At 44.6% G+C, this 18,218-nt stretch carries 16 protein-coding genes and 1 pseudogene; 2 read left to right on the forward strand and 15 right to left on the reverse strand.

The features are described from left to right. Positions 1-78: 78 nt before the first annotated feature. The 8 genes from ytxC to P3L57_RS14260 all read right to left on the reverse strand — a co-directional run bounded on the left by ytxC (position 79) and on the right by P3L57_RS14260 (position 7,135). Complete coding sequence (gene ytxC / locus P3L57_RS14225; protein WP_069487074.1) at positions 79-924, reverse strand: putative sporulation protein YtxC; 846 nt, start codon at positions 922-924, stop codon at positions 79-81. Between the two features lie 78 nt (positions 925-1,002). Next, the gene (locus P3L57_RS14230) at positions 1,003-1,644 is read right to left on the reverse strand and encodes a TVP38/TMEM64 family protein (protein ID WP_044153927.1); all 642 of its coding nucleotides are present in this window, start codon (positions 1,642-1,644) and stop codon (positions 1,003-1,005) included. A 36-nt stretch (positions 1,645-1,680) separates the two neighbouring features. Continuing rightward, positions 1,681-2,613, reverse strand: a complete 933-nt coding sequence (gene dnaI / locus P3L57_RS14235; RefSeq protein ID WP_044153922.1) for a primosomal protein DnaI — start codon at positions 2,611-2,613, stop codon at positions 1,681-1,683. Positions 2,614-2,640: 27 nt separating this feature from the next. Then, entirely contained in the window at positions 2,641-4,062 is a 1,422-nt protein-coding gene (dnaB, locus tag P3L57_RS14240) for a replicative helicase loading/DNA remodeling protein DnaB (protein ID WP_059293438.1), read from the reverse strand. A 113-nt stretch (positions 4,063-4,175) separates the two neighbouring features. Continuing rightward, positions 4,176-4,634: a transcriptional regulator NrdR gene (gene nrdR / locus P3L57_RS14245; protein ID WP_010335260.1), complete on the reverse strand. Its 459-nt coding sequence runs from the start codon at positions 4,632-4,634 to the stop codon at positions 4,176-4,178. A gap of 273 nt (positions 4,635-4,907) precedes the next feature. Further along, complete coding sequence (gene speD / locus P3L57_RS14250) at positions 4,908-5,288, reverse strand: adenosylmethionine decarboxylase (RefSeq protein ID WP_003223584.1); 381 nt, start codon at positions 5,286-5,288, stop codon at positions 4,908-4,910. Positions 5,289-5,525: 237 nt separating this feature from the next. After that, a complete protein-coding gene (locus P3L57_RS14255) occupies positions 5,526-6,548 on the reverse strand; it encodes a glyceraldehyde-3-phosphate dehydrogenase (protein WP_059293437.1) in 1,023 nt (340 codons plus the stop codon). A gap of 206 nt (positions 6,549-6,754) precedes the next feature. After that, positions 6,755-7,135, reverse strand: coding sequence for a winged helix-turn-helix transcriptional regulator (locus P3L57_RS14260; protein WP_044153912.1), 381 nt, complete (start codon positions 7,133-7,135; stop codon positions 6,755-6,757). A gap of 183 nt (positions 7,136-7,318) precedes the next feature. Between P3L57_RS14260 and P3L57_RS14265 the strand changes: the two genes are divergently transcribed. Next, positions 7,319-8,509 carry an MFS transporter gene (locus P3L57_RS14265; RefSeq protein ID WP_059293436.1) on the forward strand — a complete coding sequence of 397 codons (1,191 nt, stop codon included), beginning with the start codon at positions 7,319-7,321 and terminating at the stop codon, positions 8,507-8,509. A gap of 23 nt (positions 8,510-8,532) precedes the next feature. After that, on the forward strand, positions 8,533-9,375 hold the full coding sequence (locus tag P3L57_RS14270; protein ID WP_059293435.1) for an aldo/keto reductase: 843 nt from the start codon (positions 8,533-8,535) through the stop codon (positions 9,373-9,375). Positions 9,376-9,410: 35 nt separating this feature from the next. On the opposite strand, the gene coaE is transcribed toward P3L57_RS14270, so the two are convergent. From coaE to mdh, 7 genes and pseudogenes are all read right to left on the reverse strand, one after another. Next, positions 9,411-10,004: a dephospho-CoA kinase gene (coaE, locus tag P3L57_RS14275; RefSeq protein ID WP_059293434.1), complete on the reverse strand. Its 594-nt coding sequence runs from the start codon at positions 10,002-10,004 to the stop codon at positions 9,411-9,413. Positions 10,005-10,019: 15 nt separating this feature from the next. Further along, a pseudogene (gene ytaF, locus P3L57_RS14280) lies at positions 10,020-10,670 on the reverse strand (sporulation membrane protein YtaF); the annotation flags it as partial. 153 nt (positions 10,671-10,823) lie between these two features. Beyond that, on the reverse strand, positions 10,824-11,651 hold the full coding sequence (mutM, locus tag P3L57_RS14285; RefSeq protein ID WP_059352206.1) for a DNA-formamidopyrimidine glycosylase: 828 nt from the start codon (positions 11,649-11,651) through the stop codon (positions 10,824-10,826). Between the two features lie 24 nt (positions 11,652-11,675). Beyond that, complete coding sequence (gene polA, locus P3L57_RS14290) at positions 11,676-14,318, reverse strand: DNA polymerase I (protein WP_069487072.1); 2,643 nt, start codon at positions 14,316-14,318, stop codon at positions 11,676-11,678. A gap of 243 nt (positions 14,319-14,561) precedes the next feature. Continuing rightward, entirely contained in the window at positions 14,562-16,301 is a 1,740-nt protein-coding gene (gene pnpS, locus P3L57_RS14295; RefSeq protein ID WP_044153891.1) for a two-component system histidine kinase PnpS, read from the reverse strand. After that, positions 16,294-17,016 carry a two-component system response regulator PhoP gene (phoP, locus tag P3L57_RS14300; protein WP_010335269.1) on the reverse strand — a complete coding sequence of 241 codons (723 nt, stop codon included), beginning with the start codon at positions 17,014-17,016 and terminating at the stop codon, positions 16,294-16,296. Before phoP ends, pnpS begins: the two co-directional genes overlap by 8 nt. Before the next feature lie 226 nt (positions 17,017-17,242). Beyond that, positions 17,243-18,181: a malate dehydrogenase gene (mdh, locus tag P3L57_RS14305; protein ID WP_010335270.1), complete on the reverse strand. Its 939-nt coding sequence runs from the start codon at positions 18,179-18,181 to the stop codon at positions 17,243-17,245. Positions 18,182-18,218 lie beyond the last annotated feature (37 nt).

The raw sequence follows: 18,218 nt of genomic DNA on the forward strand, positions 1-18,218 counted from the left end.
TTGTTCGTTCCAAAAAATCAACACGATTGTATTTCCTTTTTTTCAAGCGGCAGCCTTATGTTTACAGGCTGCCGGCACTTATCCCTCTGAGTGCTTGACCGGTGCTTCAGCGTTTGAAAACGCCTGAAGCGGAAGTATTTGCACACGCTCTTGAAATACGTTTTGAATCGTCCTTACCATCATATGCTCGGGCTGGTCTGTATAGAGAATCACCTCATCAGGCGCGATGGAGATCAGCGGCGCAAGCAAATGGGAGTCAATGTACATGGGATGATCCCGGACAAATCGCCTGTCTATGTATTTCATTTTTTCCCGTTCCGGCACATAGCGCATCTCCCACAGTGTAAATGAACCATCATGGACAATGTGCACCCTTTTGATTCGCGGCGGTTTAGCCATTACATAGTCTCTGAGTGTCTGAATAAAGTTTTGGTACTCCTGCTCCATCTTATATTCGTCTATTGCCGCTTCCACAGTTTCTCTAAGCTGTTCGTAGTACTGTCCGAGGCGAAAGGTTTGAAAGGAACGAATTGAAAATACCCCGTCCTCTAAACAAATCGTTTGGAGCTCATCTGAAATACACTGCTTGCGCGGCGGCTTCATCGGTTCAAACGGAAGAACATCAGCTTCTCCTTCTATAATACTGTGTGCGAGCTGAAGGATTTGCTGCTGCTCATCCTGGTCCGTGAAACAATACGTCTCTTCAATCAACGACAGCATATGCTCGTCTTCTTTGCAATCTAAAAAAAACTTGACCAGAATCGGCTCCATAAAACCCTGAATAGAGAAAGCCGGCTCAGCTTTTTCAATCCCGATTTTTCGTATGCCTTCACGGACAATGATGTTTTTCCGATCGTCCGAATGCTGAATGAGATGTAAAAAAGCGGCAGTATCATGTTCATCTTCAAAGATTATTTCAAGCATGTTTGTCCCCCCTTACGGCATCTGTTACAAGTATATGGGGGATGTTTTTAAAATAGACGTAAAGGTCACCGGCAAATCTTAATTTGATTCTTGAAACAAGCTTTGCATTTTCTTTCTGAAGATAAATGGCAGTGCCATAAAAATGATATAAAATCCGAGGACGAGAAAGAAGGCGGGCAAATTGCCCGTGAAAAAGCTTGCTCCCAGCACGTTCAGTGCAACGGTCCCAGGGATGATTCCCGCAGCCGTCGCCGCAAAGTATGGGAGCGGCTTGACATTAGAAAGCCCTGCCGCATAGCTGACGAAGTCAAAATTAATCGGAAGGATCCGCAGAAGAAAGATATAGAAAAAACCGTTTTCCTCCATCTGCTTCTGGATGTTTTCCAGCCTTTCGTGATGGCTGTTGGTTTTTGCCGCAAACAGACCGGCTGCAAAAAATGAGACAGCCGAAGCGCACATCGACCCAAATAGTGTGTAGAGCGTGCCGAGAATCGGGCCAAAGGCCAGACCGCCCGCAATAGAAATAACTGATACCGGAAATAATACAAGCGGCCTGACGATCGATATCCCGATAAAGATAAGCGGCGCAAAGATGCCGAATGATAAAACCCATATCCGGATTTCTTTCGGAGACAGATTTAGATACCTTTTATTTGCCCAAAAAATCAAGCCTGCTCCCGCAAGCACTGCCAGCCATTTAACAGCCGTTTTTAGTTTCATACCCTCAGTTCCTTCCCCTTTGAACCGCAGCGGTTATTAATGGCGGCGGTTTTCTCCGTCAAGACGGATAGGAGCAGCCAGATATAATATCCGCTCCATTAATCTTGCCGCTTTCACTTCTTCCTTTTCTCCCCTTTGAGAATACGTAAAATGATGTTTCAGCTCATCAGGCGAGAAATTAGAAGAGAAGAAAGTCGGCAGCTGCTGGGACATTCGGTGCTGAAGCACTGTCCCGATGACTTCATCCCTGACCCAGCTCGTCATCGATTCTGCTCCGATGTCGTCGAGCATCAATACAGGCGTGGTTTTTACCATGTTCAGCTTTTCTTCCAACGAATGATCTTGAAGCGAATTTTTCAGCTCTCTGACAAATTCGGGCACATAGACGATCATGGAGGAATACTCTTTTTCCGCCAGCTCATTGGCAATAGCGGCGAGCATAAAGGTTTTCCCTACACCGAACTTGCCGTACAAATATAATCCTTTCCCTTTTCCCGTCTCATTATAGCTTTTCAGAAAATCCGTGACATGCTGGAACATTGCAAGTCTGCTCGGATCATTAATATCGACCTGCTGGAACGTCGCTCCGAGAAGATCCTGCTGAATATACATGCTTTTCATGAGGGACTTCTGTTTTTTCTGCTGATCGAGCTTTCGTTTGACCGGACATTCGTAATACGCGATATCAATAGAGCGGCCGGTCATCACAAGCTTCGGATGGTAGCCCTCCAACAGATTATTGCTGTTTTCGTCTTCTGAACAATAAGAGCAGTGCTTGCTCTGTCCACTATATTCATAAAGCTTATTTAAGCTTCTTTCAATCATTTTTTGATCGATGACGTTTTCATTTTCCTTTAAAAATGCCTGAACGTCTTGATCCTTCATCACTTTTTCCTTCATTTGTTCAAGACGCTTTTGGAAATCCGGTCTGCCGGTTACGCCCTGCAGGGAACGGCTGATTGGTTCCATGTATTACTTCACCCCGCATCTCTGCTCTTAATAGGCAGAGTATTTTTTCAGTTTTTTCATTTCTTCCATCATCTTTTTCTTCTGTTCTTCCAAGTCCTGTTCTTGCAGCATTTGCTGTCCGGTTTCAGAATCGGAAGCCGTTTTCTTTTCTTTCATCCAGTCAGGAAGTTTTTCCTCGCGAATCACTTTTTGATTTCGTTTAGAAGATTGGCTCGTTTTCCCTTCAGCCCATTCGAGATACTGGCGGTTTTCTTCTATGGCAAGCTTCATCGCTTCTCTGACCGTTTTGACTTTTTTGCGCGCCCAATGGGAGGCAATTTTTTGTATATAATTTTTCGACAGCTTCATGTCGGTTTTCAGCATGACGTAATAAATCAATACATTTGTGACCCCTGGCTCCAGCTTCTGTTCAAACATAATTTCTTCTATAATTTTTAGATCTGCTTTTGACGGTTCGGTTCCGTCCGCGATATCCTGAAGAAGCTTTTTCGGTGAGATGACCTCCAGCAATGCGATCAGCTCACTATCCAGCGAATCCTCTTCTGCCGCTTTTCCGCCTTCACGCAGATGTACCGGCTGTGTTTTCTCCACTAAGTCCGGCAGCTGTCCGTTCCTCTCGATTTGGTACCAGTCGCTTGCCGCTTTTCTTAAAGCTTCGGTGGTAATCACTTCATGCTCATCGATCGCGCTCATGACAACGTTTTGCATCTGCAAAGGATCAATGCCGTACAAATAAGAAAGCTTTTTAATCGTTTCCCGCACCTGCTGTGTCATTGCTTTTCTTGGAATCATCGTCTCCGAAAGCCCCGCTAAAAACAAATCAAAATCGAAAACATCCTCTGTAACAGTATAGGACGGAGCCTGTCCGACAGTTGTATACTCCCTTCCCGTCGCAAGTCTCACCGTTTCCTCCATATCGGATGTGAGCTTCCATTCACTCGGCTGCAGTGATTCAAACGCATGATTAAACGGCCTTGTAATGTCTTTGGCGTCTTCTGAAATCGCCGGATGCGTGAAAAATTGTTTTAACTGCTGATATTTTGTTTTTCCGACTCTGTTATACAGAAAAACGTTCAGCATGCCGTCTTCGAAAAATTCATTCGGCCGCAGCGGCGGCAGCAGTTCATATATAAAGAGACGCTCCTGCCGCTCGGATTCTTTCATATATACTTTTAGCAATCCGATGCCCTCGAGCTTTCCCTGTTCCTGATGGATCGTTTTCAAATTGGACTGGGTCATTCCCATCAGCTGTCTATGTGTGGATTCTCCGCCCCACAGACGGTTTTGTTCAAGTTCTCCCCACAATGTCATATAAAGAGAGAATGCAACAGGGCCGATTAAGGGCTGGTACAGTTGTGTAATAATTTGTCTGTCAATATCCTGCAGCATTGATTTGCTTTTCACCACATAAGGGTCTACAGGCAGTACATCTTTCCAATAGTCAGCCATACATTCTCAAACCTTCCGATTATGTTTCTACCTCTCATTTTACACCGTTTCGAATATCTATCAAATGCCAATTTTGCACATGAGAAAAGAGCTAGAAGAATCCTTTTAGCTCTTTAACGCTCTTTCTTTATTAAATCTTTTAATTCATCGATAAAGACATTAATATCTTTAAACTGCCTATAGACGGACGCGAACCGCACATATGCGACTTCATCAACCTTAGCCAGGCGGTCCATGACCATTTCTCCGACGAACTCGCTTTTCACTTCGGAACAGCCTTGATTGCGCAGTTCTTTTTCAATGTCAAAACACATATCTTCCAGCGTTTTGAGTGAAACAGGCCTTTTTTCACACGCTTTAATAAGGCCGCGCAGCATTTTTTCCCTGCTGAATTCCTCTCGCACGCCTTCTTTTTTTACAACGATGAGCGGGGTTTCCTCCACTTTCTCAAAGGTAGTAAAGCGGTAATGGCAGGCTTCGCATTCCCGTCTTCTGCGAATGGATTTTCCGTCATCCACAGGACGTGAATCGAGGACTCGCGTTCCGTTATGCTGGCATGAAGGACATTTCAATAAAATCAGCTCCCAACTATTTCGTTCCCTGCAATGTATATTCGGCAGCCTCCGGCTATAAAATGATGTGACAGGCATCTGTCGGGAGAGCCGTTGTTTAGGCTGTGTCTAACAGCATCAGGCGGTTTATGACATATCTCTTTCTTATTTTACAAAAAAAACGGAAAAAGAAAAAGCTAGCCGCCCCTGTTTGTTCATAAAAATAAAAGGAGCATAAGCTAAAAAGCGCGTAACGGCTTTCTAGCTCCAGCTCCCTTTGTGTTCGTGTTTACTTTATAGGACTTTCGCTTGCGCCTGCTTAATCTGCACAGGCCCCATTCCTCTTGGTATTTCAATGTTTTCTCTTGTATCAGCATGTAATGCCTCTGCAATGTAGTCAGCAGCGACATTAGGATCTAAGTCTCCACAAGTATAAACATCAATGCTTGCATATCCGTGCTCAGGAAAACTGTGAATCGTTAAATGTGATTCAGAAATAATAACGACTCCGCTTACGCCCTGCGGTGCAAATTTGTGAAATGCAACCTCGCGCACCTCAGCTCCTGATTTTAAAGCAGCATTTACAAACGTTTTTTCAATAAAATCCATGTCATTCAGCTTATCAAAATCGCATCCCCATAGCTCGGAGATAACGTGACGCCCCATTGTTTCCATAGTCATGGACCCCCCTTAACAAGAATTAAAAAGTGAAGTTCCAACAACTGGGTCGGCTATTTACCACGGGGGAAAGTTAGTCCGGAGAGGTCCTAACCCTTTAAGTAATCCCGAAACAGTCTCAAGCAAGAAGTTCACGAAAAATAGTATACTGTGTTTAAGTCTAATTTGCAAGAAGCGTTTTTTCAGAAATATGCTGTTAAGGGTTTTTTCTTAAATTGTGTCCATGACCTTATTCTATACAGCAGATGGATGTTTCATTCGTGCCGCCACATGGCGGATGAGATCAACTACTCTGCATGAGTAGCCCCATTCATTGTCATACCATGCGAGAACCTTTACTTTCCTGTCTTCCATCACCATTGTCGTAAGCCCGTCAATAACCGCCGAATGCGGATTCGTATTATAATCTGTCGACACGAGCGGTTCATCCGAATAATCAAGCACTCCGTACATTGACGTTTTGGCAGCCTGCTTGAATGCTTCGTTTACCTCTTCTGCCGTTACATCCGTTTTCAAGTCGACAACAAGATCAACTAATGAGACGTTCGGAACAGGCACACGCAAAGCGAGACCGTGAAGCTTTCCTTTCAGGTGAGGCAGAACAAGCGAAAGCGCCTTTGCCGCTCCTGTTGTCGTCGGAATGATGGATTCACCGCATGCCCGGGCGCGACGCAAATCTTTGTGCGGATTATCAATATTTTTTTGATCATTCGTATAAGCGTGCACTGTCGTCATTAGACCGCTCTCAATGCCAAATTCATCATCAAGCACTTTCACAACCGGTGCAAGACAATTTGTCGTGCATGACGCATTTGAAATAATCACGTGGCGTTCAGCATCAAATTGGTCTTCATTAACACCCATCACAATGGTAACGTCTTCATTTTTCCCCGGAGCGGTCAGAATGACTTTTTTCGCGCCCGCTTCAATATGTCCCATCGCTTTTTCTTTTGAATTAAACTTCCCTGTTGCTTCAACGACAATGTCAATATCATATTCCCGCCAAGGCAGCTGTTGCGGATCACGGCTGTTTAACAAGAGTACTTTTTTTCCATTCACAATCAGACTGTCTTCTCCAGCCTCAACCTCTTTGTCGTACCGTCCGTGATTTGTGTCATACTTTATTAAATGAGCCAGCGTTTCAGCCGAATAGCTGGCATTAATAGCCACTACTTGAATTTGATCGTCTAACATTGCTTTTCTAAAGACCATTCTTCCGATTCTTCCAAACCCGTTTATCGCTACTTTTACCTTCACGTTGGTCACCCCTCATCAATTATGTCATTCTAAATTGTTGTCATCTGAAATTAGTATAACACATTAAAAAGAATTCGCCAGTACATATTGATAAAAATCAACGATTATAACGTTAATTTATGATGTATCATACGTTTTCTTGCACACAATATGAGGATGAAGAATCAAAAAAGCAGACAGCGCTGCGCACTGCCTGCTTTATTTTCTTATGATTCCTGTTTCAATTTATCATTGAGCACACTTTCTTCTAATACAGAGAAAGTATCGCCGTATACCTTGTTGATATGATTCGCTCCCCAATCGCAGAGCATATTTAAAATGCCTTCTAAGCTGCGGCCGTATTCACTCAGTTCGTATTCCACTTTAGGAGGAACCTGATTGTACACGATACGGTTAATGACACCGTCAGCTTCCAGCTCGCGCAGCTGCTGGGTCAGCATTTTTTGAGTGATATTCGGCATTAAACGCTTTAACTCACTTGTTCGTTTTTTTCCGTGTGTCAGGTGGCATAAAATCACGCATTTCCATTTCCCGCCTATTACTTCAAGAGTCGCTTCAACTGAAATGTTATATTTTTTCTTCTCCATGCGGTTCACTCTCCTTACAGGCACCAAAAAGTGACTATAGCACTTAAAAGTACGTACTTTTCTTTTTTGATGATATCTTTCATAATCACATTTGCCGGCTGAATTGAATCTGCTCTTTTATTTATATAGCTTGTTCGGCAGAATTTCAATCATACAACACATAACAGAAAAGGAGGATCTTGAATGACTTCAGCCAATAAAAGCAGCATTCCTGCACTTCTGGCACTCGCCATTAGTGCATTCGCGATAGGGACAACCGAATTTATCAGCGTCGGCCTTTTGCCGTTAATATCTGATGATTTACACATTCCTGTAACAACAGCGGGATTGACCGTTTCGCTATACGCACTGGGTGTTACGTTCGGCGCGCCTATTTTAACGTCATTGACCTCAAGCATGTCACGAAAGACGCTATTGCTTTGGATCATGATCATTTTTATCGCCGGGAATACGATGGCCGCGTCGGCCACAAGCATCGGGATTCTTTTAACAGCACGTGTGATATCCGCTTTTTCACACGGTGTGTTTATGTCGATCGGCTCGACGATCGCAGCTGATCTTGTCCCTGAAAATAAAAGGGCGAGTGCGATTTCCATTATGTTTACAGGACTCACCGTCGCAACAGTAACCGGAGTTCCTTTCGGCACGTTTATCGGCCAGCAGCTCGGCTGGCGGTTTGCCTTTATGGTTATTATCGCCGTCGGCATTATCGCTGTCATTGCAAATGGCATTCTTGTCCCTTCCAATTTACGAAAAGGGACGAAAACAACGATGCGGGACCAATTGAAGCTTGTGACAAACGGCCGTTTACTGCTTTTATTTGTCATAACAGCTTTAGGGTACGGAGGAACATTTGTTGTGTTCACTTACCTGTCTCCCCTGCTTCAGGAAGTGACGGGCTTTAAGGCCGGCACTGTAGCCATTATCCTGCTCGTATACGGAATTGCCATTGCCATCGGCAATATGATTGGCGGGAAACTGTCCAATCGAAATCCGATCGCCTCGCTGTTTTATATGTTTATCGTACAGGCCCTCGTCCTGTTTACGTTAACATTTACGGCTCCTTATAAAATTGCCGGCCTCATTACGATTCTCTTTATGGGCTTGCTGGCCTTTATGAATGTGCCCGGCCTGCAAGTATATGTCGTCATGCTGGCTGAACGTTTTGTACCGAGCGCAGTAGACGTAGCATCCGCGATTAATATTGCAGCATTTAACGCAGGAATTGCCCTAGGATCTTTTTTGGGAGGCGTGATTACCGATTCCATCGGACTGATTCATACCGCGTGGATTGGAGCTTTAATGGTAGCAGGAGCCGTCATCTTAACAGGCTGGAGCCGTCTTCTGGAAAAACAGGATCGGCAGGCAGCCTAACATTTCAATAGGAGGAAACAAACATGACAACACATTTACAAGCAGCAGCAACACTTCATAACGGGGTGAAAATGCCGTGGTTCGGCCTCGGTGTATTCCAAGTGGAAGAAGGATCGGAACTCGTCAATGCGGTGAAAACCGCCATTGTTCACGGTTACCGCAGTATTGATACTGCCGCTATCTACGGAAATGAAGCGGGAGTCGGGGAAGGCTTGCGGCAAGGAATTGAAGAAGCCGGCATCTCCAGAGAGGATCTATTTGTCACATCAAAAGTGTGGAATGCGGATTTAGGGTATGAGGAAACATTGGCGGCATTTGAAACAAGCCTGTCAAAACTCGGTTTGGAATATTTAGATCTATACCTCATTCACTGGCCTGTGGAAGGCAAATATAAAGAAGCTTGGAGAGCACTTGAAACACTGTATAAAGAAGGCCGTGTCAAAGCGATCGGAGTGAGCAATTTCCAAATCCACCACCTGAAGGATCTGCTGAAGGGTGCTGAAATGAAGCCTATGATCAACCAAGTGGAATTCCACCCGCGCCTTACGCAAAAAGAGCTGATGGATTATTGCAAGAAGCAAGGCATTCAAATGGAAGCATGGTCACCTTTAATGCAGGGACAATTGCTTGATCATCCCGAGCTGACAGACATCGCAAAATCATATAACAAATCCGTCGCGCAAATCATTTTACGCTGGGATTTACAGCACGGCGTCATCACCATTCCTAAATCTACAAAGGAACATCGAATTAAAGCGAACGCGAACATATTTGATTTTGAATTATCACAGGATGACATGAACCGAATTGATGCGTTAAATGAAAATCTGCGCGTGGGTCCTGATCCGGACAATTTTGATTTTTAATCACAAAAACACCGTTCATAATGAACGGTGTTTTGTTATGCCCAGCAGCTGAGAATTTCCTCAAGCTGCTGTTTTGTCTCTTCCAGTGTGCCGCTATTATCTATAACGTTATCCGCTCTTGACACTTTTTCCTCTAATGGCATTTGGGAGCGGATCCGGCTAAGCGCTTCTTCCACCGTTAATTGGTTGCGCTTGGTCAGGCGTTCAAGCTGAAGCTCTTTTGTCACACTGACCACAATAATTTTATCAACTAAAGACTCCAATTTGCTTTCGAACAAAAGCGGAATATCTAATACTACAAATGTCTCCTGATTTGCAATGGACTCATCACGCCGCTTGAGCATTTCCTCTCTGACCGCAGGATGAACAATTGAATTCAAAGCAAGACGCTTCTGTTCATTTGTAAAGACCAGCGCCCCAAGCTTTCTTCTGTCTATATCACCATTTTCGAGCAGAATGTCTTCACCAAATTCGTCAATGATCTGCCGGTAGGCCGGCATCCCTATTTCTACCGCTTGTTTTGCAATGATATCCGCATCTATGACAGTGATTCCTTTATCTATCAGCATATTGGCAACCGTACTTTTGCCGCTTGCTATTCCTCCCGTTAAACCAATGACTAAGGTCAAGAGATCCACTCCTTTTTACAATTTCCAGAGCCCGATCGTGATCAGCAGAAGCCCCGGCAAAAACGCCATTTTATCGATCCATCTCCATTTAGACAGAATATGGCCGGCATTGATGCCGACTGACACAAACAGCGAACTCATCATCGCGACGGTTATGCTCATCGCAATGGGGGAAAAACCGAGAATGGCTGCTCCCATACCTGCTCCGAAGGCATCAATCGACAGGGCGAATCCCAATAACACCGCTTCAATTCCATTAATCACACCAGATTTGTCGATATCCGCACTCATCGGTTTTCTCAAAATATGGATCACAATGCCCAATGACCGAACCTCTAAATTAAGCAGCGTTTTTTCATGCAATAAGTAGTCTTTGTCTTTTGCCGGCCTGAAAAATTGATATAAAACCCACACGCCGATTCCAACCAATATTAACCCGCCGAGCTTCTCAGTCACATACACGGGAAAAAACTTGGTGAGAAAGCTTCCGATCAGCATGGATATAAACATAACAGTGCCGGAACAGAAGGCAATGACAATTATGGCTTTTAGCGGTATCTTCATTTTTCGCAATCCATACGTAAACCCGACTGAAAAACTGTCCAAGCTGACAGCTAACGCCAGCAGCAGTATAGAAACCATTTGCATATCCGTTTCTTCCTTTCTGTTGGTGCTCTTGTATCAGATGTTAAATGCCCGGAGATTCATCACAATCATGTATATGGAAAAGTGAAAAATCCGTGTTTCCGAAAAACGGCACTTCCTCTATTACAGAGTTACTGATATATGCACCGACAGCTTGGACGATGAAGCATTCCTCTATTTTTTCTGGCACTTGGCGCAAAAATGTGTGCCTCTGCCTCCGACGACAATTTTGGTAATCATGGTGCCGCAATTTTTGCAGGGCTCATCTTTTTTCCCGTACACAAAATGCTGCAGCTGAAACATTCCGATTTCTCCTTGGGAATTGATATACGACCGGACAGTGCTTCCACCGGCATCAATCGCTTCCTGAAGGGTATTTTTAATTTCAGCATGAAGTTTTTTGATTTTTTGATCTGATAGCTGGTTTGCTTTTGTCTCAGGATGGACGCCCGCTCTGAACAGAGCCTCGTCCACATAAATGTTCCCGAGTCCGACGACCGTTTTCTGATCCAGAAGAGCGGTTTTGACAGCTCGGTTTGTTTTCGCCAGCCGTGCTTTCAAATACGCACTCGTAAATTCTTCTGCATCCGGTTCGGGTCCGAGCTGAGAAAGCGGCAGCTCCCCTGCTTCCTCTCCCGGTTTAAATAAATGCATGGTTCCGAATTTCCGAACGTCCCTGTAACGCAGCTGGGTTCCGTCCGTCATCGTAAATATGACATGCACGTGTTTATCGTCCGGCTCCTCCTCTTGGTGAAGCCCGTACTTCCCTTCCATACGAAGGTGGGAAACCATGACATAATGATCCAAGTAAAACAGCAAAAACTTTCCCCGTCTTCCGATAGACTGGATGGTTTCTCCTGCTAAGTTTCGCGCAAATTCCTCCGGTTCGGCAGGCCGTTTGATGATATTCGGCCATCTGATCTCTACCGATTTGATTGTTTTTCCTCTTACAAGCCCGGTCAGAGTGCGCCGGACGGTTTCAACCTCTGGTAATTCCGGCACATCCATCACTTCCTTTATCTCTGTTTATTTCGCATCGTACCAGGATGGGCCTGAAGCAAAGTCCACCTTTAACGGCACATCTAATGCAAGCGCATGCTCCATCACTTCTGGAACAAGCTTTTCAAGTATTACAATTTCTTCCTTCGGCGCTTCAAAAATCAATTCATCGTGCACTTGAAGCAGCAATCTTGTCTTCAGCTGCTTTTCTTTCAGCTTGGCTGCCATATCAATCATGGCTTTTTTAATAATATCCGCGGCACTTCCTTGAATCGGCGTATTCATTGCCGTCCGCTCCGCAAAGCTGCGGATATTAAAGTTTCGGCTCGTCAGTTCAGGGATGTAGCGGCGGCGATGCAGCAGCGTGGTTACGTAGCCTTTTTGCTTCGCGTCCTGCACCGAGTCCTCCATATACGATTTGACGCCCTGGAAGCTTTCCAAATATCGGTCGATGAATGCCCCGGCTTCTTTCCGCGTAATGCCGAGATTCTGTGAAAGCCCGTAATCACTGATGCCGTATACGATCCCGAAGTTGACCGCTTTCGCCTGGCGTCTCATCGCCGATGTCACTTCATCCTCAGCAACATGGAACACATCCATTGCTGTTTTTGTATGAATATCCATGTCGTTTGTAAAGGCTTCGATCAAATTTTCATCCTTTGAAATGTGGGCAAGCACCCGCAGCTCGATTTGCGAGTAATCAGCAGCAAAAATGAGCCAGTCTTTTTCAGACGGAACAAAGGCCTGGCGGATCTTGCGCCCTTCCTCAAGCCTGATCGGTATGTTTTGCAGGTTCGGATCGGTCGAGCTGAGGCGCCCTGTTTGCGTTAAGGCTTGGTTAAAGCGTGTATGCACCTTGTGTGTATCTTTTCTTGTCACCTTTAAAAGTCCTTCGATGTATGTCGATTGCAGCTTGCCGATTTGTCTGTACTGCAAAATATAGTCAACAATATCATGTTTGTCAGCCAGCTTTTCAAGCACATCAGCAGACGTTGAATAGCCTGTTTTCGTTTTCTTCACAACTGGCAGGCCGATCTTTTCAAACAGGATGACGCCGAGCTGTTTAGGAGAATTAATATTAAACGACTCTCCTGCAATGTCATGAATTTTTTCTTCATATTCCTTCAGCTTGGCGCTCAGTTCTTCTCCCATTCGTTTTAAGCGGTCAACATCAACCTTAACGCCTGTTGATTCCATTTCTCCGAGAATAAGCGCCAGCGGCATTTCCAGCTCCTCAAACAATTCAAGCTGATCGTTGTTCTCCAGCTCCTGAACGAGCTTTTCCCGGAGGCTTTGAATGGCTAAAGCCTTTCTGACGAGATGCTCAGACAGTTCGCCTTCTGCCGGCACTGCGCGTTTTGCTCCCTTGCCGTAAACTGATTCATCGCTTGAAACGATGTGCAAGCCGTAATCCTTAGCCACACTGGCAACGTCGTCATACGAATTGCCCGGATTAATGATATAAGCGGCAAGAAGCGTATCAAACTCCGCACCTTTCAGCTCAATGCCCTGCCAGCGCAAAGCCACGACAGCCCGCTTGCTGTCAAAGACCCATTTTTTCTGATCGTCATTTTCCACCCATTCTTTAAACACATCAGACTCGACAGCAGCGTCTTTTGGAATAAAGTAGGCTCCCGTTTCGTTCACTATTGAAAAACCGAGAATCGGCACTTCATGATAATTATCGCCAATCTGTTCAACGACAAATGCAGATGGAGAAACCAATATATCGCTAGTCACATCGGTGACTGTTTTGACATCAATTTCTTCTAACAACTGATCCTGCTCCGCCTCTACACCGTCTTCCCCGAGCCGTTCAAGAAGCGTATTGAACCCAAGGTCCTTAAAGATGGCAATGACCTGTTCACGATTAAAGCCTTGATATTCCAGACCCGAAACGGATACCTCAATCGGCGCATCGGTCATAATCGTCGCCAATTCCTTGCTCATCAAGGCCTGATCCTTAAATTCTTCAAGCTTTTCCTTGAGTTTTTTTCCGCTTACCTCATCAATTGATTCGAGAAGCTTTTCAACAGAATGGAATTGCTTTAACAGCTTAATCGCGGTTTTTTCCCCGACACCAGGCACACCCGGGATGTTGTCAGAAGAATCCCCCATTAAACCCTTCATATCAATAATTTGGTCAGGCGTGAGTCCGTATTTCTCCCGGACGTGCTCTGGTGTGTAAAACTCAACATCGGTAATTCCTTTTCTCGTAATGGCAACCGTCGTCTGATCTGTTGCCAGCTGTGTTAAATCCTTATCTCCCGAGAAAACCTTTACCTCAAAGCCGTCTTTTTCAGCCAATTTGGCGAGTGTGCCGATAATGTCGTCAGCTTCGTATTGTTCCAGTTCGTAGCGGCTGATTTGATAGGCATCAAGCAGCTCGCGGATAAACGGCATTTGTTCTGAAAGCTCAGGCGGGGTTTTCTGTCTTCCGCCTTTATACTCTTTAAATGTGCCGTGACGAAACGTCGTTTTCCCGGCATCAAACGCAACCAGCATATGCGTCGGCTTTTCATCCTCAAGCATTTTCATCAAAATCATCGCAAAACCGTAAACCGCATTTGTATGAATTCCTTTATCATTGCTTAACAGCGGCAATGCGAAAAACGCCCGGTAAGCGAGACTGTTTCCGTCTACAAGCACTAATTTTTTTCGTTCCGTCATTCAATATCCTCCTAAGAAGCAGCAGCTTCCATTCATCTCATAATAATAGTCTTTAGCTTCTCTTATTTTAACAAAGTTCAATTTGAAAGGAAAATACGCGAACCGATGAGAACACACAAAAAAGGACGGGAACACAAAAAGGTTCCCGCCGTCAAAATTGGCTCCTTGGATGAAGGGGTTCTACTACATCCTACCAGCATAGGTTTAACAGTGCATGAAGATATTGTTAAAGCTTTGTAAACATTAAACAGGCTTTTCAGCAGCCCGCTTCAGCGTCACTGTAAACACAGTGCCTCTGCCCGGCTCGCTTGTCACATCGATTTTGCCTTCATGAGCCTCTATTAAATGCTTGACAATCGCAAGACCGAGACCGGTCCCGCCTGAGTTTCTGCTTCTGTCTTTATCAACGCGGTAAAACCGTTCAAAGATGCGGGGAATTTCTTCTTTCTGGATTCCAATCCCGGTATCGGAAACTTCGATTTGAATCTCTGTTTCTCCCGGTTTGACATTGATAGCTACCGAACCCTTCTCCGGTGTATAGGTTAATGCATTGTTTACGAGATTCAAAAACACCTGTTTCAGCCGGTACGGGTCGCCCGCTACATAGAGAGGGTCTTTCGGAACGTTCAGCTGTAAAGAGATACCTCTCTCCGTCGCTTTATGCTTAAGTAGCGTTTCAATATCAGCCAGCATTTTCGCTGCATCGAACGTTTCGATGCTGAGCGTAAAGTTTTGCTGCTCAATCTTAGAAAGATCAAGCAAATCCTGCACCAATGACTGAAGCCTTTTGCTTTCCTTTAAAATAATCGAGAGAAATTCTGAAAGCGCCTCTTTGTCCTCCATTGCCCCGTCTAATAGCGTTTCCGTAAACCCTTTGATCGATGTAATCGGCGTTTTCAGCTCGTGGGAAACATTGGCCACAAAATCTTTTCTCATCTGCTCTAATTTTTTCGTTTCCGTCATGTCATGAAAAACGAGCACGATCCCTTTCCATTCATCATCCGGCCCCATAATAGGAACGCCGTCCACTTCAAAATAACGCCTTTCAATTTTGATCGGAAGCCTTAATAGCTTGCATTTCTTCGTCTCAGTCATAAAAATCTCTTCGACAAGCTGGATCACTTCTTCATGTTCAAATGCATCATGATAAAGACGGCGCAGCATCTGATTCGGATTGACATGAAACTGCTTCGCGTAAGACCTGTTGACGAGATTGATAAAACCTCTTCCATCAATCATAATCAGCCCGGAGCCGATGTTTTCAATGACAGTCAGCAGGCGGTCGCGCTGCATTTCCTGCGTCCTCGTCATTTCCATCAGATCAACAGCAAGGCTGTTCATGGCCCGGCCAAGCTTGTCAGAACGCCTGATATAACCGCCGTATGTACGGGCATCGTAATTCCCCTTGGACAGCTCTGTTGCCATGTTTGTGGCTGCTTCAATAGATCTTTTGTAGCGAGAGGTCATATTAGAATAAAAGAAAACAATAATAATAAAAGCGGTACAAAGACTGGCCGTCAGCATGCCCCACATCTCGCCATTCAGACCCGAGCTTTCTTCACGGGAAGTAAGCAGCACATACCCAGTTTTTTCGCCTTTGCTCCTAAGCGAAAGCCCATAATAAAGCATGTTCTCCTCTTTTTCGAGAACTCCCTCATGACCGGAGACAAGCGCCTGAATCTGTGAAGAATCCGCCGCGCTGCCGTCAGACCCGTACAGCACCTTTCCTTCTGTATCGATCACGGACGCTTCTACATCAAGCGCACTGCCTGCATCTTTAATGACTTTCTCATTTGCCTGGTCATTCAGATTGCCGGCATCAAGCAGCGAAGCCATGTATTTGGCTTCCTTTTCAATGTGTTCCTCCGATTTTTTTTGATCAGAAGATTCAAAGAGCTGCTGTAAAAACAGCCCGAGTACACTAAACACCACAATCATACAGACAACGAGCACAGAAAAAAGGCGCACACGATATTTAATCATTCATTTTTGGCTCCTCCAATTTATACCCCAATCCCCTAATGGTTTTAATATAGATCGGTTTTTTTGTATTCGTTTCAATTTTGTCTCGAAGATGGCTGATATGCACATCAACAATTCTCGTATCTCCGGCAAAATCGTAATTCCAGACAGCACTTAAAAGCAAATCTCTCGTCAGCACTCTGCCTTTATGTCTGCCTAAATACAAAAGCAGCTCAAATTCTTTCGGTGTCAGCTCAAGCTGATTTTCTTTAAAATAAGCTTCATAATGATCGGGCAGAATCTTCAAATCGCCGATAACAATTTGTCCTTCTGTTTCCTCGTTTTTCATATCATTAGAGGGCGCAGCCATTTCAGAACGCCTTAAAATAGCTTTTACCCTTGCATTGACTTCTCGAGGGCTGAACGGCTTGGTCATATAATCATCAGCACCAAGCTCAAGCCCTAATACTTTGTCAAATTCTTCATCCTTCGCTGTCAGCATCAAAATAGGAAACATGAGTTTTTGCTGTCTCAGCTGCTTGCATACTTCAATTCCATCCAGCTTTGGAAGCATCACATCAAGCACAATTAAATCAGGATTTTCTGTTTCCGCTCTTTTGAGTGCTTCTTCTCCATCCGAAGCAGTAATAACCTCATAGCCTGATCGCTCCAAATTGTACTGCAAAAGTGTAACGATAGATTCTTCATCATCCACAACTAAAATTTTCTTGTTCATGCTGTGCCTCCAGTATCTTAATTCCCCGACATCCTATTTCTCTATTTTATGTCATCTTACCATGTTTCATGATTTTATTTTAACGAAAGCCGGACATTCCGACAATTCGCCTTTTACATCATTTTAAAAGAAAAATACAAGAGGCAGCTGAGGAATAGGAGGAAGCGCTTTCATTTTGTAATAAAAAGAGAAAGGCTTCGATTAAACCAGCCTTTCTCTTTTTATTTTAGGATAATACTTTCATCACATTTTTGACAGATTCAACTGATTTATTCAGCTGTTCTTTCTCGTATTCTGTCAATTCAAGCTCAATGATTTGTTCAAGCCCGTTTCCTCCGACAATTGTAGGAACACCAAGGTAGATGCCTTCATAGCCGTATTCTCCCTCAAGATAAGCAATTGTAGGAAGGACGCGGCGCTGATCTTTTAAGATTGCTTCGATCATTTCTGTCAATGAAGCCGCAGGCGCATAATACGCGCTTCCATTTCCTAAAAGATTCACGATCTCGCCGCCGCCTTTTCTTGTGCGCTCCACAATCGCGTCAATCCGGTCTTTTGGAATGAGAGTTTCAAGCGGGATACCGCCAGCATAAGAATAACGTACAAGCGGCACCATATCGTCACCGTGCCCGCCGAGAACAAAACCAGTCACATCTTTCACTGACAAGTTTAATTCCTCCGCCACAAACGTTCTGAATCTTGCCGTATCAAGCACACCTGATTGGCCGATCACGCGCTCTTTCGGGAAGCCAGACTCTTTATATACTGCGTATGTCATTGCATCAACAGGGTTTGTCAAAACCACAATGATAGAGTCAGGAGAATATTTCACGATTTCTCGTGTGACGCTTCTCATAATTTTTTCGTTTGTAGAGACTAGATCATCCCTGCTCATACCAGGTTTTCTTGCAATACCGGCTGTAATGACAACAATGTCAGAGCCCGCCGTATCCTCATAATTAGATGTACCCGTAATTTTCGCGTCAAAGCCTTGAACCGGGCTGGCTTCCAGCATATCAAGGGCTTTTCCTTTCGTCGGGTTCTCCAATTGCGGGATATCAACGAGAACAACGTCCGCCAGCTCTTTTTGAGCGGTTAAGAAAGCTGTTGTCGCTCCGGTAAAACCTGCTCCGATAACAGAAACTTTTTTACGAGTATTTCCCATGTCTCTCTTCTCCTTTATGGCTAATTTTAGGCTGTTT

Source organism: Bacillus sp. B28, from assembly GCF_029536185.1.
In the GTDB taxonomy this organism is placed as follows: Bacteria; Bacillota; Bacilli; order Bacillales; family Bacillaceae; genus Bacillus; species Bacillus halotolerans.